The 23390-nt window shown below is 70.0% G+C and carries 18 protein-coding genes; 8 read left to right on the top strand and 10 right to left on the bottom strand.

Features of this window, described 5'->3' with window-relative positions:
* Positions 1-41: 41 nt before the first annotated feature.
* Complete coding sequence (gene clpB, locus E5082_RS13505; RefSeq protein WP_135791682.1) at positions 42-2639, bottom strand: ATP-dependent chaperone ClpB; 2598 nt, start codon at positions 2637-2639, stop codon at positions 42-44.
* A gap of 115 nt (positions 2640-2754) precedes the next feature.
* Here clpB and E5082_RS13500 point away from each other — a divergent pair, with 115 nt between their 5' ends.
* A complete protein-coding gene (locus tag E5082_RS13500; protein WP_135791479.1) occupies positions 2755-3168 on the top strand; it encodes a pyridoxamine 5'-phosphate oxidase family protein in 414 nt (137 codons plus the stop codon).
* A 139-nt stretch (positions 3169-3307) separates the two neighbouring features.
* On the opposite strand, the gene E5082_RS13495 is transcribed toward E5082_RS13500, so the two are convergent.
* Complete coding sequence (locus tag E5082_RS13495) at positions 3308-3643, bottom strand: Rieske (2Fe-2S) protein (protein ID WP_030816552.1); 336 nt, start codon at positions 3641-3643, stop codon at positions 3308-3310.
* Between the two features lie 349 nt (positions 3644-3992).
* Between E5082_RS13495 and E5082_RS13485 the strand changes: the two genes are divergently transcribed.
* The gene (locus E5082_RS13485) at positions 3993-5006 is read left to right on the top strand and encodes a helix-turn-helix transcriptional regulator (protein WP_167514048.1); all 1014 of its coding nucleotides are present in this window, start codon (positions 3993-3995) and stop codon (positions 5004-5006) included.
* A 163-nt stretch (positions 5007-5169) separates the two neighbouring features.
* Here the strand turns inward: E5082_RS13485 and E5082_RS13475 are convergent, their stop codons facing one another.
* The 6 genes from E5082_RS13475 to dnaK all read right to left on the bottom strand — a co-directional run bounded on the left by E5082_RS13475 (position 5170) and on the right by dnaK (position 12023).
* Positions 5170-6198, bottom strand: coding sequence for a helix-turn-helix transcriptional regulator (locus E5082_RS13475; protein ID WP_161201750.1), 1029 nt, complete (start codon positions 6196-6198; stop codon positions 5170-5172).
* A 219-nt stretch (positions 6199-6417) separates the two neighbouring features.
* A complete protein-coding gene (locus E5082_RS13470) occupies positions 6418-7524 on the bottom strand; it encodes a sugar ABC transporter substrate-binding protein (protein ID WP_135791476.1) in 1107 nt (368 codons plus the stop codon).
* A 319-nt stretch (positions 7525-7843) separates the two neighbouring features.
* Entirely contained in the window at positions 7844-8302 is a 459-nt protein-coding gene (locus E5082_RS13465) for a heat shock protein transcriptional repressor HspR (protein ID WP_086692767.1), read from the bottom strand.
* A 5-nt stretch (positions 8303-8307) separates the two neighbouring features.
* Positions 8308-9489 carry a molecular chaperone DnaJ gene (dnaJ, locus tag E5082_RS13460; protein ID WP_135791475.1) on the bottom strand — a complete coding sequence of 394 codons (1182 nt, stop codon included), beginning with the start codon at positions 9487-9489 and terminating at the stop codon, positions 8308-8310.
* Positions 9490-9534: 45 nt separating this feature from the next.
* Positions 9535-10185 (bottom strand): nucleotide exchange factor GrpE, encoded by a 651-nt coding sequence (gene grpE, locus E5082_RS13455; RefSeq protein WP_135791474.1) that lies wholly within the window; start codon positions 10183-10185, stop codon positions 9535-9537.
* Entirely contained in the window at positions 10182-12023 is a 1842-nt protein-coding gene (gene dnaK, locus E5082_RS13450; protein WP_135791473.1) for a molecular chaperone DnaK, read from the bottom strand. Before dnaK ends, grpE begins: the two co-directional genes overlap by 4 nt.
* 282 nt (positions 12024-12305) lie before the next feature.
* Between dnaK and E5082_RS13445 the strand changes: the two genes are divergently transcribed.
* Positions 12306-14585, top strand: coding sequence for a (Fe-S)-binding protein (locus E5082_RS13445; protein ID WP_135791472.1), 2280 nt, complete (start codon positions 12306-12308; stop codon positions 14583-14585).
* Positions 14586-14667: 82 nt separating this feature from the next.
* Here E5082_RS13445 and E5082_RS13440 read toward each other — a convergent pair whose 3' ends face one another.
* A complete protein-coding gene (locus E5082_RS13440; RefSeq protein WP_135791471.1) occupies positions 14668-15045 on the bottom strand; it encodes an antibiotic biosynthesis monooxygenase family protein in 378 nt (125 codons plus the stop codon).
* Between E5082_RS13440 and E5082_RS13435 the strand changes: the two genes are divergently transcribed.
* The 5 genes from E5082_RS13435 (at position 14995) to E5082_RS13415 (ending at position 22663) form a co-directional block, all read left to right on the top strand.
* Positions 14995-16677, top strand: a complete 1683-nt coding sequence (locus E5082_RS13435) for a recombinase family protein (RefSeq protein WP_135791470.1) — start codon at positions 14995-14997, stop codon at positions 16675-16677. The genes E5082_RS13440 and E5082_RS13435 overlap by 51 nt on opposite strands.
* Before the next feature lie 466 nt (positions 16678-17143).
* Positions 17144-18628, top strand: coding sequence for an FG-GAP repeat domain-containing protein (locus E5082_RS13430; RefSeq protein ID WP_135791469.1), 1485 nt, complete (start codon positions 17144-17146; stop codon positions 18626-18628).
* Positions 18629-18772: 144 nt separating this feature from the next.
* Positions 18773-20185 (top strand): FG-GAP-like repeat-containing protein, encoded by a 1413-nt coding sequence (locus tag E5082_RS13425; protein WP_135791468.1) that lies wholly within the window; start codon positions 18773-18775, stop codon positions 20183-20185.
* A gap of 34 nt (positions 20186-20219) precedes the next feature.
* Entirely contained in the window at positions 20220-21644 is a 1425-nt protein-coding gene (locus E5082_RS13420) for an FG-GAP-like repeat-containing protein (RefSeq protein ID WP_135791467.1), read from the top strand.
* 113 nt (positions 21645-21757) lie between these two features.
* The gene (locus tag E5082_RS13415) at positions 21758-22663 is read left to right on the top strand and encodes a Yip1 family protein (RefSeq protein ID WP_135791466.1); all 906 of its coding nucleotides are present in this window, start codon (positions 21758-21760) and stop codon (positions 22661-22663) included.
* Between the two features lie 206 nt (positions 22664-22869).
* Here E5082_RS13415 and E5082_RS13410 read toward each other — a convergent pair whose 3' ends face one another.
* Entirely contained in the window at positions 22870-23313 is a 444-nt protein-coding gene (locus E5082_RS13410) for a hypothetical protein (protein WP_135791465.1), read from the bottom strand.
* Positions 23314-23390 lie beyond the last annotated feature (77 nt).

Below are 23390 nucleotides of genomic sequence, written 5' to 3'. Positions count from 1 at the left end.
CGCCACCCAAAAGGGGAAGCGGGCCTTTTCACGCCATCCGGTCAGAGCGACTTACCCGTCGCCGGGCCCACCTTCAGGCCCTCCTCCGCGCGGTCCACGCGGACCGTGTCGCCGTCCTTGATCTCGCCGGAGAGGATCTCCTTGGCGAGCCGGTCGCCGATGGCCGTCTGGACCAGGCGGCGCAGCGGGCGCGCGCCGTACGCCGGGTCGTTGCCCTCCTCCGCGAGCCACCCCAGCGCCTCGGGCGTGACGTCGAGGGTGAGGCGCCGCTCCGCCAGCCGGCGGCCGAGCCGGTCGATCTGGAGGCGGGCGATCCGGGCCAGCTCCGTCTCGCTGAGCGCGGAGAACACCACCAGGTCGTCCAGCCGGTTCAGGAACTCCGGCTTGAACGAGGCCCGCACCGTGTCCAGCACCCGCTGCCGCTTCTCCGCCTCGTCCAGCGCCGGGTCGACCAGGTACTGGCTGCCCAGGTTGGAGGTGAGCACCAGGATGGTGTTGCGGAAGTCGACCGTACGGCCCTGGCCGTCCGTCAGGCGGCCGTCGTCCAGCACCTGGAGCAGGATGTCGAAGACCTCGGGGTGCGCCTTCTCCACCTCGTCCAGCAGCACCACGCTGTACGGGCGCCGCCGCACGGCCTCGGTGAGCTGGCCGCCCTCCTCGTAGCCGACGTAGCCGGGAGGCGCGCCGACCAGGCGGGCGACGCTGTGCTTCTCGCCGTACTCCGACATGTCGATGCGGATCATCGCCCGCTCGTCGTCGAAGAGGAAGTCCGCGAGCGCCTTGGCCAGCTCCGTCTTGCCGACGCCGGTCGGGCCGAGGAACAGGAAGGAGCCGGTGGGCCGGTCCGGGTCCGCGACCCCGGCGCGCGAGCGGCGCACCGCGTCGGAGACGGCCTGCACGGCCTCGCTCTGGCCGATGAGCCGCTTGCCCAGCTCGTCCTCCATGCGCAGCAGCTTCTGCGTCTCGCCCTCCAGCAGGCGGCCGGCCGGGATGCCGGTCCAGGCGGCGACGACGTCCGCGATGTCGTCGGAGCCGACCTCCTCCTTGACCATGGTGTCCCGCGCGGCCTCCTCCTCGGCCTCCGAGGCCGCCTCCAGCTCCTTCTCCAGCTCGGGGATCTGCCCGTACAGCAGCTTGGAGGCGGTGTCGAAGTCACCGTCGCGCTGGGCGCGTTCGGCCTGGCCGCGCAGGTCGTCCAGGCGCTCCTTCAGCTCACCGACGCGGTTGAGGGACTGCTTCTCCTTCTCCCAGCGGGCGGTGAGCCCGCGCAGCTCCTCCTCCTTGTCGGCGAGGTCGCGGCGCAGCCGCTCCAGGCGCTCGCGGGAGGCCGGGTCGGTCTCCTTGCCGATCGCCAGCTCCTCCATCCGCAGCCGGTCGACCCCGCGCTGGAGCTCGTCGATCTCCACCGGGGAGGAGTCGATCTCCATGCGCAGCCGGGACGCGGCCTCGTCCACGAGGTCGATCGCCTTGTCGGGCAGGAAGCGGGAGGTGATGTACCGGTCGGACAGGGTCGCGGCGGCCACCAGCGCGCTGTCCGCGATCTGCACCTTGTGGTGCGCCTCGTACCGCCCCTTCAGACCGCGCAGGATCGCGATGGTGTCCTCGACACTCGGCTCGGCCACCAGCACCTGCTGGAAGCGCCGCTCCAGCGCCGGGTCCTTCTCGATCCGCTCGCGGTACTCGTCCAGCGTGGTCGCGCCGACCATGCGCAGCTCGCCGCGGGCCAGCATCGGCTTGAGCATGTTGCCCGCGTCCATCGCGGAGTCGCCCCCGGCGCCCGCGCCGACGACGGTGTGCAGCTCGTCGATGAAGGTGATGATCTGCCCGTCGGAGTCCTTGATCTCCGAGAGCACGGCCTTGAGCCGCTCCTCGAACTCACCGCGGTACTTGGCGCCCGCGACCATCGCGCCGAGGTCCAGCGAGACCAGCCGCTTGTCCTTCAGCGACTCCGGCACGTCGCCCTTGACGATGCGCTGGGCCAGCCCCTCGACCACGGCGGTCTTGCCGACGCCCGGCTCACCGATGAGGACGGGGTTGTTCTTGGTGCGGCGGCTCAGCACCTGCACGACCCGGCGGATCTCCTGGTCCCGGCCGATGACCGGGTCGAGGCGGCCCTCCCGGGCGGCGGCGGTGAAGTCGGTGCCGAACTTCTCCAGGGCCTTGTACTGACCCTCGGGGTCGGCGGTGGTCACGCGGCGTCCTCCTCTGGCCTTCTGAAAGGCGTCTTGCAGCTTCTTGGCGGTAGCCCCCTGCTCGCGGAGCACGTCCCCGGCGGCGCCGCCCTTCGCGGCGAGACCGGTCAGCAGGTGTTCGGTGGAGAGATAGTCGTCCCCGAGGGCCCCGGCGCGCTCGTCGGCGTCCGCGAGGACGGCGAGCAGCTCCCGGCTGGGCTGCGGGGGCGCGACGGTGGAGCCGGTCACGCTGGGCAGCGTGGCGAGCGCGCGCTCGGCCCCGGCGCGCACGGCGGCCGGGTCGGCGCCGACGGCGGCGAGCAGGTCGGTGATGTTCTCGTTGTCCTGGCCCGCGAGCAGCGCCAGCAACAGGTGAGCGGGCGTCAGGTCGGGGTGCCCGTCCGTCACGGCCCGCTGGCTTGCGGCGTTGATCGCGTCCCGGCTCCTGTTGGTCAGCTCGGCGTCCACGTGCGTGTTCTCCCCTTCCGCCACTGCTCCACTGATGACTTAATCAGTGTACACAAACTTGAGTCGGGTGCGCTCAATTAAGCGCCGCCGACTTCACGTTGGCTAGGTTTCAGCCATGCCCTCATACTCCGTGGACCTGGACGCACCGGATGAGTCGTACGTCGCCTTCTGGCGGGAGCGGCACCTGAGCACGCTCACCACCCTGCGCCCGGACGGCAGCCCGCACGTGGTGCCGGTATGCGTGACCTGGGACCCCGGGGCCGGCATCGCCCGCGTCATCACCAGCGGCACCAGCACCAAGGCGGCGCTGGTACGGGCGGCCGGGGAGGAGGGCGCTCGGGTGGCGGTGTGCCAGGTGGACGGCCGGCGCTGGGCCACGCTGGAGGGACGGGCGCGGGTGCGCGAGGACCGCGAGGCGGTCGCCGAGGCGGAACGGCGCTTCACCGAGCGGTACGGCCGCGAGCCCCGGGAGAACCCGCTGCGGGTCGCCCTGGAGATCCGGGTGGAACGCGCGCTCGGACTCGGCTGAAGAATTCCGGCCAGGTGGCCGGAGTGCCGAAACCCCGAAATATGCGCAGAAACTGCAGCGGCGTCACCGTGTTCAGGTCACGGTGACGCCGCTGCGGGGGGAAGTACCTGAGGCGATCTTTTACGACGGGGGAATCGCGTCAGGCACTGCGGGGGGTGGCAGTTGTGGTCCTGAGGTCGGCGACCTCGGGCTCAGCGAGACGGTGGTCCCGCTGGTCCAGATTGACGAAGATCATGCCGTACCGGACGGCACACCGCACCGGCTGCGGCGCGCCGCGTGGCTTGCGCAGGCAGCGGTACGCCCGTACGTCCTCGTCCTCGTCACGGGTGACCACCACCGGCTCGCCGAACACCGTCACCATCAACGAGTCGCCGCTGTGGGGGATGGCGGTGACCAGGTCGATGAAGTGCCAGCCGGAGCGGTAGGCGGTGGCCATCTCACGACGGAAGGAGCGGTCGTCGGGAGGCGTGGTCATGGTGATCAGTCCCACCGCGTGTCGAGCGGGGCGACGTCCCACCTCGTGTCCGCGGGTGTGGTGTCCCACCTGGTGTCCGCCGGCGTGGTGTCCCACCGGGTGTCCTGAACGCCCGCCGCTCGCACGGCCCCCCCGTCACCCGGCGAGTGCGCGCTCGTCGCACCGGAGAGGCCCGCCAGTGTTCCGACGGCCGCAACGGCGGAGAGAGCGGCAACAAGCGCCGAGCGAAGCATTCTGTTACGCATGGTCGGCTTCGTCCTCACTTGAAAGTCCCCTCTTCCCCCGTCGAGTTAGACGATGGCTCATTCAGGCACATCATCGCCACACGATCGGTGCATCATGTTCCTGCATGTTCAGGACCCTGGGGGGTGGAGATTTGGCAACAAACGGGACAGAGGCGACACATCCCCACGCGGTGACAGAGATGTGCGCGGAAGGAAGCCGCCTCTACGCGAGCGCGCTGCGCACCGGCCGCATCCCGCGCGCGGACGCCGAGGCGGCTCCGTGCCTGATGGAGTTCGCCCTGCTCCACCCGGACCCCGACGATCCCGGCTGGCTGCGGCCGGTGGCGCCGGCCGTCGCGCTGGCCCAGCGCCTGACCCCGATCGAGCGGGAGATCGCCGAGCGGCGGCGCCGGTCCATCGTGCTCTCCGAGATCTTCGAACCCTTCATGACACTGAGCGCCCGCGAGGACGCCCCGACGCACGCCATCACCGTCCTGGAGGGCCTGGACCGCATCAACGCGGCCCTGGACCTCGCCACCGGCCAGTGCCGCACCGAGGTGCTCACCGTGCAGCCCGGCGGCTGGCGCAGCCCCGAGAACCGCCTCCTGGAGGCGCTGGACCGCGACCGCCCGCTGATCGAGCGCGGGGTCCGCATCCGCACCCTCTACCAGCACACCGCCCGCTACAGCGCCGACCGCCTCGCCTACGTGGACCGCCTCACCGACGGCAAGGCCGAGTACCGCACCATCGACGAACTGGTCGAGCGGCTGATCATCTGCGACGAGACGGTGGCCTTCATCCCGGTCCGCGAGGACCGCCAGGTCGCCCTGGAGCTGCGCCACCCCGGCCTGGTGCGCTACCTGGTCAAGGTCTTCGAGTTCATGTGGAGCCGCGCGGTACCGCTGAACGCCGGCACGCCCTACGAGACCGCCCCGGACGGCATCACCGACGTCCAGCACTCCATCGCCAAGCTGCTGGTGGAGGGGCATGTCGACGAGGCCATCGCCAGGCGCCTGGGCATGAACGTCCGCACCTGCCGCGCCCACATCGCCAAGCTGGCCACCGCGCTGGGCAGCGGCAGCCGGGCCCAGCTCGGCTATCTGATCGCCCGCTCCGGGATGCTCAACGAGGAGGGCTAGGGCCTCTCGTTTGGATCTTGCCGGGCTCGCGGGCCCTGGCACCGCGCCTCGCGGCGTTGTCGTCGGTTGCCATGGCTCCGCCATGTCGCCCTCCTCCGCCTTGCGATGCACGGCACCAGACCCCGCTCCCTGATCCGGCCTGATCCAAACGAAAGACCCTGGTTCAGGGCGCGTGCACGCCCTCGGCGGGCGCGGGCGCCGGTCCGTGCGAGGGGCCGTCCAGCCCCACCTGGGCGATCCGGACGCCGAGCTGGGTGCGGCTGGTCGCGCCCAGCGTCTCCGAGAGCCGGGCGATGTGCGCGCGGCAGGTGCGCACGCTGATGCCGAGCCGCTCGGCGATCACCGCGTCCTGGTGGCCCTCGGCGAGCAGTGCGGCGATGGCGCGTTCGCGGTGCGAGATGCCCTCGATGCCGGTGTCGGGCAGCGGGGCGGTGAGCGGGATCGCCAGCCGCCACAGCCGCTCGAAGACGGTCACGAGGTACTCCACCAGCGCCGGGTGGCGCAGCTCCAACGCCATCGTGCGGTCGGTGTTGGCGGGGATGAAGGCCACCGTGCGGTCGAAGAGGATGAGCCGGTCGATGACCTCGTCCAGCGTGCGGGCCTCCACCGCGTCGCCCATCAGCTCCAGGTAGTTGAGCAACCCCTGGCCGTGCCGGGCGACATGGGTGTACAGATCGCGCATCCGTACGCCCCGGCCCCGCAGTTCGAGCGCCCGGTGCAGCCCCTCGGTCAGCTCGGCCTCGCGCCGGATGCCGCCGGGCTGCACGGTGAGCACCTCGGTCGCGCACCGCTCGGTCGCCTCGTCCATCGCGGCCTGGATGCGGGTGAGTCCGTCCAGCACCCGGATCGCGGAGCCTTCACCCGGTGCGCCGAGGGCGGGCAGTTGACGGCCGAGCCCGGCGTACCAGTCGAACGCTGCGACCGCCGAGCCCATCCGGCGCCGGCTCTCGGTGACCTCGTCGTAGACCCCGCGCAGCAGCCGGGTCATCACCTCCTGCGGGGAGGTGGGGACCAGCCAGTCCATGTCGTCGGGGTCGGGGTGCAGCAGGGCCAGCTCCAGCAGGCAGGGCACCGGCTCCGCGTCCGCGCGGGGCACCCGGCCCCGGCGCACGGCACGGGAGTACAAACGGTCTCCCTGCCCGCACAGCCGGTCGGCACCGTGGGGATGCTCCTCCGTCGCGTGCCCGGCCATCGCCCATTCCACCCCCGGTCGCCGCCACTTCGCAGCGCAACTATGCGCGGCGCCGCCCGCCTCCGCAACACGGCTCCTCCTGCCCCGCGCACCGCGAAACACCGGTATGCCCGGATCGCCGGGGGCCGGACAACGCACGAAAAGGGAGGCGGCCCCGCCGTCACCGGGGCCGCCTCCCTCACCTGTCTCCGGGTCGCTCCCCGGCCGTGTGCCGGCGCGTCAGCGCAGGCCCACGGCGGCGCAGGCCGACTTGTAGGGGGCGGTGCAGATCTGGTCGACGGTGTAGATGCCGTCCTCGACGACCGTCTCCTTGATCTTGCTCTTGGTCAGCGCGGTCACCTGGACCAGCTTGGCCGGGATCTGCTTGTCGGTGGGGCTGTCGACGCGGTCCTGGGTGAGGGCGTCGAACTGGATGTCCTTGCCCTGCACCTTGGCGACGGCCATCTGGGCCGCTGCCTCGGCCTCGTCCGGGTAGGACTTGTAGACGCTCATGTACTGCTGGCCCGCCAGGATGCGCTGCACGGCGTCCAGTTCGGCGTCCTGGCCGGTGATCGGGGGCAGGTTGGTGACACCGGCGTTCTTCAGGGCCTTGATGACGCCGCCGGCCATGCCGTCGTTGGCGGCGTAGACGGCGGCGATGTTGTCCTTGCCGATCCGGCTTATCGCCTCGGTCATGTTGGCCTCGGCGTTCTCCGGCTTCCACTCCTTGGTGTCGAAGCTGTCCGCGATCGTCACCTTGCCGCTCAGCTCGGAGAGCGCGCCCTCCTTGAACTGCTTGGCGTTGGGGTCGGTGGGCGAACCGTTCATCATCACGATCTTGGTGGAGAGCCCGGCGCCCGAACCCAGCCGCTCCAGCAGGGAACGGCCCTGCACCTCGCCGACCAGCTCGTTGTCGAAGGAGATGTACGCCTGGATCGGGCCCTCGGCGAGCCGGTCGTAGGCGATGACCGGGATGCCCGCGTCCTTGGCCTTCTTCACGGTCGGCGCGATCGCGTGCGCGTCTACGGCGTCCAGCAGGATGACGTTGACCTTCTCGTCGATCATCCGCTGCATCTGCTCGGCCTGCTGACCGGCGTCCGCGTCGGCGTTGGCGTACTCGACCTTGCCCTTCTTGTGGGTCAGTTCGGCCACCTTGCTCTTGATGATGGGGTAGTCGAACTTGTCGTAGCGGGTGTTCGCCTTCTCCGGCAGCAACAGGCCGACGGTGACCTGGTCGCCCATGGTCGGGCTCGCGCTCGCGTCGTCTCCCGCCGCGTTCAGGACGCCGCAGCCGGCGAGCGGGAGGACCATCGCGGAGACGGCCACGGATATGGCGATACGGCGCATTCGAGGGCTCACTTCAGGTGCGTTTCGACGGGGTGCTGCGTGCTACCCGGGTGTCTGAAAAGACAACTTGGAGGCGACCTGTGGCGTCAAGCAAAACAACTTAACGAGATGGCAACACCACGCTGCGTTCAGCCGGTGAAGACCTGGCGGAACCTTGCGCAACCCGCTGTAAACGCCCTTCACAACCTCCCCGCGCGAACCGCGTGTTACGTACACACAGGCGAAAGAAGTCAGCCACGCTGTGAACGCCTGCCCGGTGAACGAGCGAAGGGGCCGGGAGGCTTGTGCCTCCCGGCCCCTTCGAAGGTGCTCGGACACGTCAGTCCGCGGACGGCTGCCGCTTCGGCCGCCACACCACCAGCGCGCTGGTCTGCTGGACCTCCTGGTACGGGACCAGGTCACGCCGGTAGGAGGCGTGCACGGCGGCCTCGCGCTGACGCATCGTCGCCGCCGCGCCGTCCAGCGCCGACTCCAGCTCCGCCACGCGGGACTGGAGAGCCGCGACGTGGTTCTCCAGTTCGATGATGCGCTTGATGCCGGCCAGGTTGATGCCCTCGTCCTGCGACAACTGCTGCACCTGGCGGAGCAGTTCGATGTCACGGGCCGAATAGCGCCGCCCGCGCCCCGCCGTGCGGTCCGGGGAGACCAGACCGAGGCGGTCGTACTGCCGGAGCGTCTGCGGATGGAGTCCGGAGAGCTGTGCGGCGACCGAGATGACGTAGACCGGGGTCTCCTCGGTCAGCTCGTACGGGTTGCGCCGACGACCTGGTGTGTCCATCGGGCTCATTCTCCCTTCGCGGCCTCGAACAGCTCCGCCCGCGGGTCCTCGTCCGCGGTCGCCTCGCGATACGCCTCCAGCGCGTCACGAGCCTTCCCCGAGAGGTCCTTCGGGACACTCACCTCCACGGTGATCAGCAGATCGCCGTGGCTGCCGTCCTTGCGCGCCGCGCCCTTGCCCCGCGCCCGCATGGTGCGGCCGTTGGGCGTGCCGGGCGGCAGCTTCAGGGTGACCGGGGCCCCGCCGAGGGTGGGCACCCGCACCTCGCCGCCGAGGGCCGCCTCGGTGAAGGTGACCGGGACGGTGACGGTGAGGTTGTCGCCCTTGCGGCCGAACACCTTGTGCTCGCCCACATGGACGGTGACGTACAGATCGCCCGCCGGACCGCCGCGCTCGCCGGGCGCGCCCTTGCCGCGCAGCCGGATGCGCTGCCCGTCGGTGACACCCGCCGGGATGCGGACCTGCATGGTGCGCGAGGACTTGGCCCGGCCGCTGCCGCTGCAGTCGGTGCAGGGGTGCTCGGCGATCAGGCCGCGGCCCTTGCAGTCGGGGCACGGGTCGGTGAGCGAGAAGCCGCCGCCCGAACCCCGCGCGACCTGCCCGGTGCCGACGCAGGTCGGGCACACACGCGGCGTGCCGTTCTTGTCGCCGGTGCCCGAACACGCCTTGCAGGGCGCCTGGGAGGTCATCCTGAGCGGCACGGTCGCGCCCTCGATCGCCTCGGTGAAGCTGAGGGTCACCTCGGTGTCGACGTCCTGCCCCCGGCGCGGCTGGGTACGGGTGGTACCCGCGCCGCCCCGGTTGAACAGGCCGCCGAAGACGTCGCCCAGGCCGCCGCCGAAGCTGCCGCTCTGCGCGCCGCCCGCACCGCCGGCGCCCCCGAAGAGGTCGCCGAGGTCGAAGTTGAACTGACCGCCGCCCGCGCCCGGCCCCGGCCGGAAACCGCCGTTGCCGAACAGGGCCCGCGCGTCGTCGTACTCCTTGCGCTTCTTGGGGTCGCCGAGGACGTCGTTCGCCTCGGAGATCTCCTTGAAGCGCTCCTCGGCGCGGGTGTTGCCCTTGTTGGCGTCCGGGTGGAACTCGCGGGCGAGCTTCCGGTACGCCTTCTTGATCTCGGCCTCGGTGGCGTCCTTCGGGACGCCGAGGACCTTGTAGAAGTCCTTCTCGATGAAGTCCTTGGTACTCATCCCCGACGTCCCTCCTTCCGGACCTGCATGACTTCCGTGATTACGTCAGCCCTCCTCCGGGCCACCGTTCTCCTTGTCGTCGGCCGCGCTCTCCTCGGCCTCCTCCGCCTTGACGGTCTGCGCGCCGGGCTGCGGCTCGGCGACGGCCACCCGCGCGGGGCGGATGGTGCGCTCACCGATGCGGTAACCGGGCTGGAGGATGGCCACGCACGTCGTCTCCGTGACGTCGGGCGCGTAGGAGTGCATCAGGGCTTCGTGGATCGTCGGGTCGAAGGGCTCGCCCTCCTTGCCGAACTGCATGAGGCCCATCTTGGCCGCGACGGTCTCCAGCGACTCGGCGACCGACTTGAAGCCGCCGAGCAGTTCGCCGTGCTCCCGCGCGCGGCCGATGTCGTCCAGCACGGGCAGCAGCTCGGTCAGGAGGTTCGCGATGGCGATCTCCTTGACCGCGACGCGGTCGCGCTCGACGCGGCGGCGGTAGTTCTGGTACTCGGCCTGCAGCCGCTGGAGGTCGGCCGTGCGCTCACCGAGCGCCGTCCGCACCTGGTCCAGCTGCGCCACCAGACCGGCGTCCGCACTTGCGTCCCCCGCCGGGGCCGCCTCCTGCTCGGAGGCGGCCTTCGGCTCGGCGTCGTCGGGGTTCGCGCCGGAGGGGACGTCGGGCTTCTCCTCGAAGCCCGGGGTCTCCTCCGTCACGCGGCACCGTCCTTGCGCTCGTCGTCGACGATCTCGGCGTCCACGACGTCGTCGTCCTTGGCCTCACCGGCGTCGGCGGACGGACCGCCGGCGGCCTGGGCGCCCTGGGCGTCGGCGTACATGGCCTGGCCGAGCTTCTGCGAGACGGCCGCGACCTTCTCGGTGGCCGTACGGATCTCGGCGCTGTCCTCGCCCTTGAGCTTCTCCTTCAGCTCGGCGACAGCCGCCTCGACCTCGGTCTTGATCTCGCCCGGGACCTTGTCCTCGTTGTCCTTGAGGAACTTCTCGGTCTGGTAGACGAGCTGCTCGCCCTGGTTGCGGGACTCGGCGGCCTCGCGGCGGGCGTGGTCCTCCTCCGCGTACTTCTCCGCCTCCTGGCGCATGCGGTCGACCTCGTCCTTCGGCAGCGAGGAGCCGCCGGTGACGGTCATCTTCTGCTCCTTGCCCGTGCCCAGGTCCTTCGCGGTCACGTGCATGATGCCGTTGGCGTCGATGTCGAAGGCGACCTCGATCTGCGGGACACCGCGCGGGGCCGGCGGCAGACCGGTCAGCTCGAACATCCCGAGCTTCTTGTTGTACGCCGCGATCTCGCGCTCGCCCTGGTAGACCTGGATCTGCACGGAGGGCTGGTTGTCCTCGGCGGTGGTGAAGATCTCGGACCGCTTGGTCGGGATCGTCGTGTTCCGCTCGATCAGCTTGGTCATGATGCCGCCCTTGGTCTCGATACCGAGGGACAGCGGGGTGACGTCGAGGAGCAGGACGTCCTTGACCTCGCCCTTGAGGACACCGGCCTGGAGGGCCGCGCCGATGGCGACGACCTCGTCCGGGTTGACGCCCTTGTTGGCCTCGTTGCCGCCGGTCAGTTCCTTGACCAGCTCGGCGACGGCCGGCATACGGGTCGAACCGCCCACGAGGACCACGTGGTCGATCTCGCCGAGCTGGATGCCCGCGTCCTTGATGACGTTGTGGAACGGCGTCTTGCAGCGCTCCAGGAGGTCGGCGGTGAGCTGCTGGAACTGGGCGCGGGTGAGCTTCTCGTCCAGGTGCAGCGGGCCCTCGGCGGACGCCGTGATGTAGGGCAGGTTGATCGAGGTCTCCGTGGAGGAGGACAGCTCGATCTTGGCCTTCTCGGCGGCCTCACGGAGGCGCTGGAGAGCCATCTTGTCCTTGGCGAGGTCCACGCCGTGGCCGGCCTTGAACTGCTGGACCAGGTAGTCGACGACGCGCTGGTCCCAGTCGTCACCACCGAGATGGTTGTCACCGTTGGTGGCCTTCACCTCGACGACGCCGTCACCGATCTCCAGCAGCGACACGTCGAAGGTGCCGCCACCGAGGTCGAAGACCAGGATGGTCTGGTCGTCCTTGTCGAGGCCGTACGCGAGGGCGGCGGCGGTCGGCTCGTTGACGATGCGCAGGACGTTCAGACCCGCGATCTCACCGGCCTCCTTGGTCGCCTGGCGCTCGGAGTCGTTGAAGTACGCCGGGACGGTGATGACCGCGTCGGTCACCTTCTCGCCCAGGTAGGACTCGGCGTCGCGCTTCAGCTTCTGCAGGATGAACGCGGAGATCTGCTGCGGGTTGAAGTCCTTCCCGTCGAGCTGGATCTTCCAGTCGGTGCCCATGTGGCGCTTCACCGAGCGGATGGTCCGGTCCACGTTCGTGACCGCCTGGCGCTTGGCGACCTCGCCGACGAGCACCTCACCGTTCTTCGCGAAGGCGACGACGGACGGCGTGGTCCGGGCACCCTCGGCGTTGGTGATGACGGTGGGCTCGCCGCCCTCCAGAACGCTGACGACGGAGTTAGTCGTGCCCAGGTCGATGCCGACCGCACGTGCCATGGTTGGTTCCTCCAGAGGACTTGAGTGGGAATGGCTCAAGTGTGCCACCCCGACTCCACTGGGTCAACAGACATGAGCCGACCGGGCTCAACTCTTATATGGCGCTTATATGCAAGGCGGCGTCGGGCCCGGCCGGGCGGGTTCCCCCGTCCCGGCGAAGGCAACCCTCAGCGACTCATCTCACCCCGCGCCGTGCTGCATCGCGCAGGAGGATGGGGGTAGTCTCAGACGGACTGCATAAGTTACCGCTTAGTAATTTCGAGGCCGCCTCAGGAGCCCCTCATGCAACTCGCCGCGATCATCGTGTCGCTGGTCCTGACCGTGGTCGGTGTCGCGCTGCTCGCCCGGGCCATCGGACAGTTCGTCCGGTACTTCAAGCTGGGCCAGCCCGTCCCCGCCGGTACCAGGACCGACAACCCGTACCAGCGCAGCGTGACGCTGGTGCGGGAGTTCCTCGGCCACACCCGGATGAACAAGTGGGGCATCGTCGGTGTGGCCCACTGGTTCGTGGCCGTGGGCTTCCTGACGCTGCCGCCGACCCTGGCCCAGGCGTTCGGCCAGCTCTTCAAGGCCGACTGGACGCTGCCCTTCATCGGCGACTTCCTGCCCTTCGAGCTGTACATCGAGTTCATCGGTGTGATGACCGTGCTCGGCATCGCCGTGCTCATGGTCATCCGGCTGCTGAGCCTGCCCAGCCGCCCGGGCCGCAAGTCCCGCTTCGCCGGTTCCAAGGCCGGCCAGGCGTACTTCGTCGAGTACGTCATCCTCACCATCGGCCTGGCGATCTACACCCTGCGCGGCCTCGAGGGCGCCCTGCACCACGTGGACCACTACGAGGCGGCCTACTTCGCCTCGTACCCGCTGGTCCTCGCCTTCAAGACGCTGAGCGTCACCACGCTGCAGAACCTGGTCTACCTGGTCGCCATGATCAAGATCGGGACCTCGTTCATCTGGATGATCGTGGTCTCGCTCAACACCAACATGGGTGTGGCCTGGCACCGCTTCCTCGCGTTCCCGAACATCTGGTTCAAGCGGGAGGCGGACGGCGGTGTGGCCCTCGGCGCCCTTCAGCCGATGACCTCCGGCGGCAAGCCGATCGACTTCACCGACCCCGGTGAGGACGACGTCTTCGGCGTCTCCCAGGTCGAGCAGTTCTCCTGGAAGGGCCTGCTGGACTTCTCCACCTGCACCGAGTGCGGCCGCTGCCAGTCGCAGTGCCCCGCGTGGAACACCGGCAAGCCGCTCTCCCCGAAGCTGCTGATCATGTCGCTGCGGGACCACGCCCACGCCAAGGCGCCCTACCTGCTCGCGGGTGGCGGCAAGACCATGGAGGGCGACGAGAAGGCGTCCGAGGAGCAGCTCGCGAACGTGCCCGCCGCGGCCCTCGCCGAGGCCGAGCGCCCGCTCATCGGCACCGCCGAGGAGAACGGCGTCATCGACCCGGACGTGCTGTGGTCCTGCACCACCTGCGGCGCCTGTGTCGAGCAGTGCCCGGTGGACATCGAGCACGTCGACCACATCGTCGACATGCGCCGCTACCAGGTGATGATCGAGTCCGCGTTCCCGTCCGAGGCGGGCACGATGCTCAAGAACCTGGAGAAGAAGGGCAACCCCTGGGGCCTGGCCAAGAAGCAGCGCCTCGAGTGGACCAAGGAGGTCGACTTCGAGGTCCCGGTCGTCGGCAAGGACATCGAGGACCTCTCCGAGGTCGAGTACCTCTACTGGGTCGGCTGTGCCGGTGCCCTGGAGGACCGCGCCAAGAAGACGACCAAGGCGTTCGCCGAGCTGCTGCACATCGCGGGCGTCAAGTTCGCCATCATGGGCGGCGACGAGAAGTGCACCGGTGACTCCGCCCGCCGCCTCGGCAACGAGCCCCTGTTCCAGGAGCTCGGCATGGAGAACGTCATGTCCCTCAACGCCGCCTTCGGCGAGGAGATGGACGACGACGGCAAGGTGGTGCCCGAGTCGGCGAAGCCCAAGTCGGCCAAGAAGATCGTCGCCACCTGCCCGCACTGCCTCAACACGCTCGGCAACGAGTACCCGCAGCTCGGCGGCGACTACGAGGTCATCCACCACACCCAGCTGCTCCAGCACCTGGTGGACGAGGGCAAGCTGATCCCCGTCACCCCGGTCGAGGGCATCATCACGTACCACGACCCCTGCTACCTGGGCCGGCACAACAAGATCTACACGCCTCCGCGCGAGATCATCGGCAAGGTGCCGGGCCTCAGGAACGAGGAGATGCACCGCCACAAGGAGCGCGGCTTCTGCTGTGGCGCCGGTGGCGCGCGGATGTGGATGGAGGAGCGGATCGGCAAGCGCATCAACAACGAGCGCGTCGACGAGGCCCTCTCCCTCAACCCCGACATCGTCTCCACCGCCTGCCCGTTCTGCCTGGTCATGCTGACCGACTCGGTCAACGGCAAGAAGAACGACGGCAAGGCGAAGGAGTCCATCCAGGTCGTGGACGTGGCCCAGCTCCTGCTGGACTCCGTCAGGACCCCGGCGGACCCCGCGGACGACGAGCCCGCCACCGAGCCGGAGCCCGAGCCGGTCAAGTAGCGCACCGCTTCGCACACGACGGCGCCCCCCGGTCCACGAGGCCGGGGGGCGCCGTCGTACCCGTAGGGGTTACGCGGGGGAGTTACTTCGGGGACGCCTGCTGGACGACCTCGAAGGACCACAGGGTGGAGCCGGCCGCGGCGGGCCGCTGCTTCTCGCCCTCACCACCGCCCGTGCCCTGGTGGGCGGCCTTCATGGGGCCCTCCATCCACGCCTGGAAGGCCGCGTCGTCGCGCCAGCGGGTGTAGACGAGGTACTGGTCGGTGCCCTCCACCGGTCGCAGCAGCTCGAACCACTCGAACCCGTCCGAGCTCTCCACGGTGTGCGCCCGCGAGGCGAACCGCTTCTCCAGCACCTCCCGCTGGTCGTCAGGAACGGTCAGCACGTTGATTTTTACTACGCTAGGCACATGACACCTCTCGTCAAACGGGGCTCCGATTGGACCCCTAATCTGGACCATGTGCGCGCAGTGTCCTACATCCGACAGTCAAGGAAGCGTGAGGACGACTCCGCGTCGTCCCCCGAAGCGCAGCGGACCAAGTGCGAGGCGCTGATCACGGCCAAAGGCTGGGACAACGCGGGCCACTTCGCCGACGTCGGTAAATCCGGCTGGGACCCCAAGGTTGTCCGGCCGGAGTTCGAGGAGATGATGTCCGCCGTTCGCGCCGGGCACGTAGACGCAGTGGTCGTGTTCTCGCTGTCCCGCCTCACTCGACAGGGTGCCCTTGAGGCCATGCTGATCAATGAGGAGTTGGCCAAACACGGCGTGCTGCTCGTCAGCGTGGAAGAGCCGTACCTGGACACGTCCACCCCGATGGGCGTCGCGATCTTCGGCCTCATCGCCGCGCTGGCCCAGCAAGAGTCCGACATGAAGTCGGCGTACATCACGGCGACGAAAGTGACGCTGAGGGCAGCGGGTAGCCACGTGTCCGGCATGGCCCCGTACGGCTTCCAGTCGACGCGTGAGCCGCGCGGGGAACTGGTGGTGGTCAGGCTGGTCCCCCATCCCGCTGAGGCCCCGTACGTGCGCGACATGGTGTCCTGGGCACTGGGCGGCATGACCGCATCGGCCATAGCTCGCAAGCTGAACACCGAGGGCGTACCGACCAAGGCAGCGGACATGTCAGCGCGTGTGATCGCACGCCGGGCCCGAGGCGTAAGCCAGCCGCTGGAGCGTACGACGTGGGTGTCGTCCACTGTGCTCCGCATCCTCCGTGACCCGCGCCTTGCCGGCTACGCCGCCGAACGTCAGGGGACCAAGCGCGTCATTCTGCGCGACGACTCAGGGGCCCCGCTGGTGGCGCATGAGGGCATCGTTCCCGCCGATGACTGGTGGCGGCTTCAGGACGTACTCGATGGCCGTACGCCCCAGGGGGTTCGCCAGGGTGGCCGTTCCGTGCCATCCCTGCTCGGTTCCGCCGGGATGCTGTTCTGCGAGGTCTGCGGTAGCTCCATGGTCACGGACAAGCGCAACGGCAAGCCGCTCTATCGCTGCAACCGGGCCCAGTCCGGCGCTGTGCCGGGACACGGTGGTCTGGCCATCAACATGGACGCAGCTGATGACGTGGTGGCCCGTACCGTGTGGTCGCGCCTGACTGCGCTGGACCCCGAAGACCCCGAAGATCTCGAATGGCTCGCTGAGGCCGCACGCCGGTTTGCAGCGCAAGCCGACACGGGCGAGCGACAGGCCGAACTAGCAGCCGCTCGGGTCGAGTTGGAGCACGTACGAGAAGCGCTTCGCACGCTGTATGTCGACCGGCAGGCAGGCTTGTACGCGGGTGCCGTGGGTGACCGGATGTTCCGTGAATCAGTGGAACGGCTGTCAGCCCATGAGGAACGTACGGCCGCCCGCGTGGAAGAGCTGGGAACCGCTGAGGCCGGCACGGTAGCTGTCCCGTCAGAGTGGACTGCACCGGAGGGGGACCCGCTTGGCCCGGAGTCGACGTGGGCCGGTTGGGACCTGTCTGAACGGCGGGGGTTCCTTGCGCTGTTCGTTGACCGCGTGAGCGTGGCACGCAGCGTAGGCAGGGGCCGGAACGCGAACACGGCGGAGCGGGTGGCCGTGCACTGGGCGGAGGCACCAGCCACGTAGGCGCCTGAGCGCCCCTCTGAGCCCCGTTCGGGCGCCCTGGCGGGAATCCGGGCGGGGCTTTCTCGTGGCCGCCGACAGCCGTGCAGAGCCCTGGAAGCCGTTGCGCTTCCAGAGATGGGTAGCACGTCGGCGCGGGCGACCGGGGTGACGGAACGGCTTTACCCATCACCGCGCTGACCTGCGAGAATGACCGCCAGCAGCCCGTCACGGTCGACGTAGCCTCGCTCGAGCGAGGAAAGCAAGTCCAACGTTCCGCAGGTCAGGCTCATGTGCGTAGCTTGATAGCTTCATTGATCTTCTACGCTCAATTTTCGGGAAGCCGCACAACCGTTCCCCGCCAGTGTCGGTCTGATGATCGCCAACCGCTTCGCGGCCCCCTGGGCGACCAGGGCCCACGCGGGCTGTCGGCCCCACACCGACTCGCGGACGCCGCTCCCGGCATCCCCGTACGCCGCAGGAGAATCCCATGCGCGCGCACCACAGAATCGCCCTGGCGACGGTCACCGCCGCCGCCCTCACCGGCGGACTGCTCAGCCTCACCGCCGCCCCCGCCACGGCCGCCGACTCCACCACCGTGGCCAAGGCCGACTTCAACGGCGACGGCATCGGCGACCTCGCCACCTCTGCCTCCGCCTCCTACGTGAACGGCCGCAAGGGCGCCGGCCAGGTCGTCGTCCTGTACGGCACCAGGACCGGCGTCTCCGGCGCCAAGCGCACCACCCTCAGCCAGGACACCCCCGGCGTCCCCGGCGGCGCCGAGGTGGGCGACGCCTTCGGCGGCGCGCTGGCCTACGGCGACTTCAACGGCGACGGCTACGACGACCTCGCCGTCGGCGTCCCGCACGAGAAGCTCGGCAGCGACACCAACGCCGGTGCCGTCGCGCTGCTCTGGGGCTCCGCGAACGGGCTGACCGGCAAGAGCGCCGAACTCCTCGACCCGGCGCAGTCCTCCCACGACTACTGGGGCCACCTCTTGGCGGCCGGCGACTACGACGGCGACGGGCGCACCGACCTCGTCGTGAGCGCGTCGACCTCCACGCTGTACCTCTACAAGGGCGGCTTCAGCTCCACCGGCACCGCCACGAGCCGCACCACCCTCAACCCGCCGATCCAGTCCGGCGACGACACGTACCCCTTCGGCCCGCTGAACCTGACCGCGGGCGATGTCAACGGTGACGGCCGCACCGACCTGGTCGTGGACGGCTACGAGACCAAGACCCGCTACGGGTGGAACACCAACTACTGGCTGCCCGGCACCGCGAACGGTCTCAGCACCGCCGCCGCGAAGAAGCTCAAGTCCGGCATCATCACCGGCATCGGCGACATCAACGGCGACGGCTACGGCGACATCGTCAGCGGCGCCATGTGGGACGCCGGCAAGCTGGAGGACGGCACCGCGGTCCCGGACGCCTCCACGGGCGGCCGCGTCAATATCACCTACGGATCGGTCTCCGGGCCGGACCGCACCGCCGCGATCAACCAGAACACCGGCAACGTCCCCGGCGGGTCCGAGAAGGGCGACGGCTTCGGCGGCGAGCTGGACCTCGGCGACATCAACGGCGACGGCTACCAGGACCTCGTGATCAGCAGCGTCTTCGAGGACCTCGGCAAGGTGTCCGAGGCGGGCATGGTCACCGTGCTGTACGGCTCCGCGAGCGGCGTGAACACCACCACCCGCGCCCAGGCCTTCGCCCAGAACAGCGCGGGCGTCCCCGGCGGCGACGAGAACGGCGACCACTTCGGCAGCGACGTGAAGCTCGACGACGTCACCGGCGACGGCCGGGCCGACCTGCTGGTCGGCTCCGACGAGGACGGCGGCGACGGCGCCCTCACCTACCTGCCCTCCGACGGCACGAAGATCACCACGACGGGCGCCCGCCTCATCGGCGTCAAGAACGTGGGCGTCTCCGCGACCGGCACGCCCTGGTTCGGCAGCATCATCGCGAACTGAGCCCACTCACCGAACTCACGTACAACCTTTACCTTTCATCGCGGGTCTCCTGATCGCCGACGGCCCCCGCGGGCCGTCGGCGGTCCCTCGTCCGGCCGGGCGCGCAGCAGTGCGGGCCCGGCCCACTCCCGCTCGGAGCCCGCCTTGCGCAAGCGCGTCCTCCTTCTGGCCGCCACTCTGACCACCGGCCTGCTCACCGCCCTGCCCGCCACCCCGGCCGGCGCCGCGCCGTCCCGGCTGTCCGGCGACTTCAACGGTGACGGGTACCTGGACATCGCCCTCACCGCCGCCGGCCACGACGTCGGCAGGGCCCAGCAGGCGGGCACGGTGGTCGTGCTCTACGGCTCCTCCTCGGGGGTCTCCGCCGCCAGGCGCAGCGTGATCACCCAGAACTCCGCCGGTGTCCCCGGCACCGCCGAGACGGGCGACCTCTTCGGCGCGAGCCTGGCGGCGGGTGACCTGGACGGCGACGGCTACTCCGACCTCGTCGTGGGCGCCACGAGCGAGAGCATCGGCGACCGGGACCAGGTGGGCAGCGCGACCATCCTGTGGGGCGGGAGGTCGGGCCTGTCGGGCGGTGCCCTGGTGCCCCAGCCGGCCTCCCTGCCCGAGTGGAGCGACTTCGGCCGGGGCATCGCGATCGCCGACTTCGACGGGGACCACAAGCTCGACCTGACCCTCACCGGCCGGACCCAGACCCGGCTGTACAGGGGCCCCTTCACCCGCTCGGGCACCCCGCTGACCAACAGCGGCGTCGGCGAACTGGGCAGCACGACCGAGACGTTCGCGGGGGACCTCAACCACGACGGCGCGGCCGAGCGCTTCTACCCCTTCCTCGTCGACGGTGACGAGGGCGGCGACATCATCTACTACACCTGGACCGGTACGAAGCACGCCATGAAGCGCCTGCCGAAGGCGGACGGTCTGGCCGGCTCGGTGGCCGACATCAACGGCGACGGCTACGGCGACGTGGTGCTCGGCGACGCCTCCGACCCCACCGGGATCAAGAAGTCCGGTCACAAGGGCGGACAGATCACCGTCTGGTACGGCGGCCCGGCAGGCCCGGACCCCGCGCAGACCCCGACCGTGATCCACCAGGACACCGCCGGCGTACCCGGCACGGGCGAGTCCGACGACGCGTTCGGCTCCTCGGTCGGCACCGGTGACATCAACGGCGACGGCTACGCCGACGTCGCGGTGGGCGCGCCGGGCGAGGCCCTCGGCAAGGCCCTCGGGGCCGGGTCGGTGACCATCCTGTTCGGCTCCGCCTCGGGCCTGACCACGAAGGGCGCCCAGGGCTGGACGCAGGACTCGAAGGGCGTACCCGGCGGCTCGGAGACCGGGGACCAGTTCGGCCAGTCGGTCCGTCTGCCCGACATCAACCGGGACGGCAAGGCCGACCTGGTGACCGGGGCGGGCGGGGAGGACGGCCACGGCGCCGTCACCGTCCTGCGGGGCTCGGCATCCGGCCTGACCACCGGCTCTGCCAAGTTCATCGCCGCCCGCGACGTCGCCCTGACCGGCACGGGCGACTTCGCCTGGGCCATCGCCCCGTGATCCGCACCCGACTCCGGCCTCCCAAGGACACTTCATGCGTACGCGCGTCCTCGCCCTCGCTCTCACCGGGCTCGTCGCCCCGCTCGCGCTGAGCGTGCCCGCCCACGCGGCCCCGGCTGCCGCCCCGTACGACTTCAACGGCGACGGCCGTATCGATCTCGCGGTCGGCGCCCCCGACGCCACCGTGGGCGGCCGGTCCGAGGCAGGTGCCGTCTCGGTCGTCTACGGCGGCTCCGCCGGGCTGAAGACGGCCACCCGCACCCTGATCACCCAGAACACCGCCGGAGTGCCGGGCGCCGCCGAGGCCGGCGACGCCTTCGGCACCGCCGTGGCGAGCGCCGACCTGAACAAGGACGGTTACGCCGACCTGCTGGTCGGCGCGCCCGGCGAGGACGTGGACGGCGACACCAACGACGGCATGGTGGTCGTCGTCTGGGGCGGCCGGAACGGCCTGTCCGGAGCCCGCGGGGTCATCGACTACTGGCACGAGGACAAGGACCGCTACGGGCAGTCGCTGGCCGTCGGCGACCTCGACCACGACGGCGACCTCGACGTGGCGATCGGCTCCACCGGGTCCCTCGGCCTGTCCTTCCTCAATGGCCCGGTCACCAGGTCCGGCGCCTGGCAGGGTGCCTCCGGCTCGGGTGTCACCGATGCTTACTCCCCCTCGTACGGCGTCACGTCCATGAGCGTGGGGAACGTCTCCGCCGCCTGGTCCACCAGCCTGGTGGTGCACGGCAGGAAGCCGGGCGCGGGGGGCTCGGTCACCGACCTCGTCGTCGACCCCTCCATCGGCAACTACAGCGACTGGCTCCAAGGCCTGCCCGCCGGCACGGTCTCGGCGATCGGCGACATCGACAAGGACGGGTACGCCGACATCGTCGTCGGCAACCCCGCCGAGCGGTCCGCCGACCCGGCCGGGGCAAAGGGCGGCAGGGTCACCGTCGTCTACGGCGGCCCGGCCGGCAAGGACACCTCGCGCGAGCCGCTGGTGCTCGACCAGGACACTCCGGGCGTGCCGGGCGGGGCCGAGACGGGCGACGCGTTCGGCGGCAGTGTCTCGCTGGGCGACGTCGACGGGGACGGGTTCATGGACCTGGCCGTCGGCGCGCCCGGCGAGGACGCGGGCGCCGGCGCAGTCACCCTGCTCCGGGGCAGTGCCTCGGGGCTCACCACCCGGCAGGCCGCGTGGTTCGGGCAGAACACCTCGGGCGTCCCCGGCACCTCGGAGAAGGGCGACCGGTTCGGCGCCCGTGTCCTGCTCGCCGACCACTCCGGTGACCGGCGCGCGGAACTGACCGTCGCGGCCCCCGGCGAGGACGCGGGCGACGGCGCGGTCTGGTCACTGCGCGGCTCGGCGGGCGGCCCCGTCACCGCGGGCGCCCTCTCCTTCGGCCCGGCGGCCACCGGCGTCGGCACCACAGGCAGCCCGCGCTTCGGGACGGCCCTGAACGGCTGAGCCCCTGATCCGCCCCTGACGGTCCCTTAGGGGATGTCACAGGATGGCCGCAATGCCGGGCCCGACCCCCCGGGCCCGGCACGCGGGCGGCCGGGAGCAGGTACGTTCGACGGGTGGCTGGATTCAGGATGGGACGCGGGGACCGGGACAACCGCACCGCGCAAGGACAGCAGGCGCACGCACCCCAGGGCCCGTCGTACGGCGGCCAGGCCCCGCACCACGGGCAGCGGGGGCCCGCCTACGGCTACCCGCAGGGCCGTACGGGGCACCCGCAGGGGAGCCAGTACGGGTATCCGGGGCCGGTGAACGACGGACCGGAGTACTTCGGCGACCCCGGCCACGGCGGGCACGGCGGGCACGACCCGTACGCGGCGAACCAGCCGGGCCACACCCAGGCGTTCTCCATCGACGAGGCGTCCGCCTACTCCCACGGCGAGACCTACCACGCGGGCTCGGCGCAGCCCCCCGGCCCGTCCGGCCCGCCGCTGCACTGGAAGGAACTGCTGAAGGGGGTCGTCCTCAACCCCAACCCGACCTTCCTCCGCATGCGGGACTACACGATGTGGGGCCCCGCCCTGATCGTGACGTTCCTCTACGGCCTGCTCGCGGTGTTCGGCTTCGACGGCGCCCGCGCGGACGTGATCGGCGCGACGTTCACCAACGCGGTGCCGATCGTGCTGATCTCGGCCGTGGCGATGGTGCTGAGCGCGTTCATCCTGGGGGTGGTCACGCACACGCTGGCCCGCCAGCTCGGCGGTGACGGCGCCTGGCAGCCGACGGTCGGCCTGTCGATGCTGATCATGTCGCTGACGGACGCCCCGCGCCTGGTCTTCGCCATGTTCTTCGGCGGTGACGCGAGCTTCGTGCAGGTCATCGGCTGGATCACCTGGCTCGGCGCGGGCGCCCTGCTCACCCTGATGGTCTCCCGCTCCCACGACCTGCCCTGGCCGAAGGCGCTGGGCGCGTCCGCGATCCAGTTGATCGCGCTGCTGTCGATCGTGAAGCTGGGAACGTTCTGACTCCGGTTCGCACAAATTCCGCGTACGTATAAGGCGTACGTATGAGAGGGGCTCCCGGCACTGTGCCGGGAGCCCCTCTCGCATTCCGGTTCATCGGCAACTACGCGAGCCAGGGCGCGACACGAAAGCGACGAGGCCCACTGCGTGCGGTGATGCCGGACATCTCCGCAGCACAGTGGGCCTCGTTCGCCGCGGCAGCGGCCTCGTCATCCGTTCAGGCCGTCATTGATCAATTCGAATGTGCGCGAACTGATCTTTTTCGCCGCGTCCTCGGCGCCTTGGGTGATGCCGCCCTGGTTGTTGTTGGTGCCGCTCTGTGTGCCGCCCTGGATGTTGTCGGTGCCGCCCTGCGTCCCACCCTGGGTGTTGCCATTGCCGGCGCCCTGGACACCGCCCTGGGTGTTCCCCTTGCCGATCAGCGTGCCGCCCTGGGTGTTGCCGGTGCCGCCCTGCACACCGCCCTGGGTGTTCCCCTTGCCGCCCTGGGTGTTGAAGACGTTGCCGTAATACCCATGGTTGAAAACAACAGTGACTTCTGCGGGGTATCCCGCATAGTGGCGGTTTTCCGCGGAAGCCTGGCTTGCCGTTGCGCCTGTCAGCGCCATGGCAGCGGCACAAGACAGGGATGCGTAGATTCCGACCCGCTTCACGGTAGGCCTTTCTTGCGGTAGACAGCAGAGAGGACTTCTTGCGGGCCAAATTAGCCGCAACCTCTCACTGCGTTACT

This window comes from Streptomyces griseoluteus, assembly GCF_004784465.1.
In the GTDB taxonomy this organism is placed as follows: Bacteria; Actinomycetota; Actinomycetes; order Streptomycetales; family Streptomycetaceae; genus Streptomyces; species Streptomyces griseoluteus.
The sequence above is the reverse complement of the archived record's forward strand: the minus strand, read 5'-3'. Positions and strand labels throughout refer to the sequence as shown.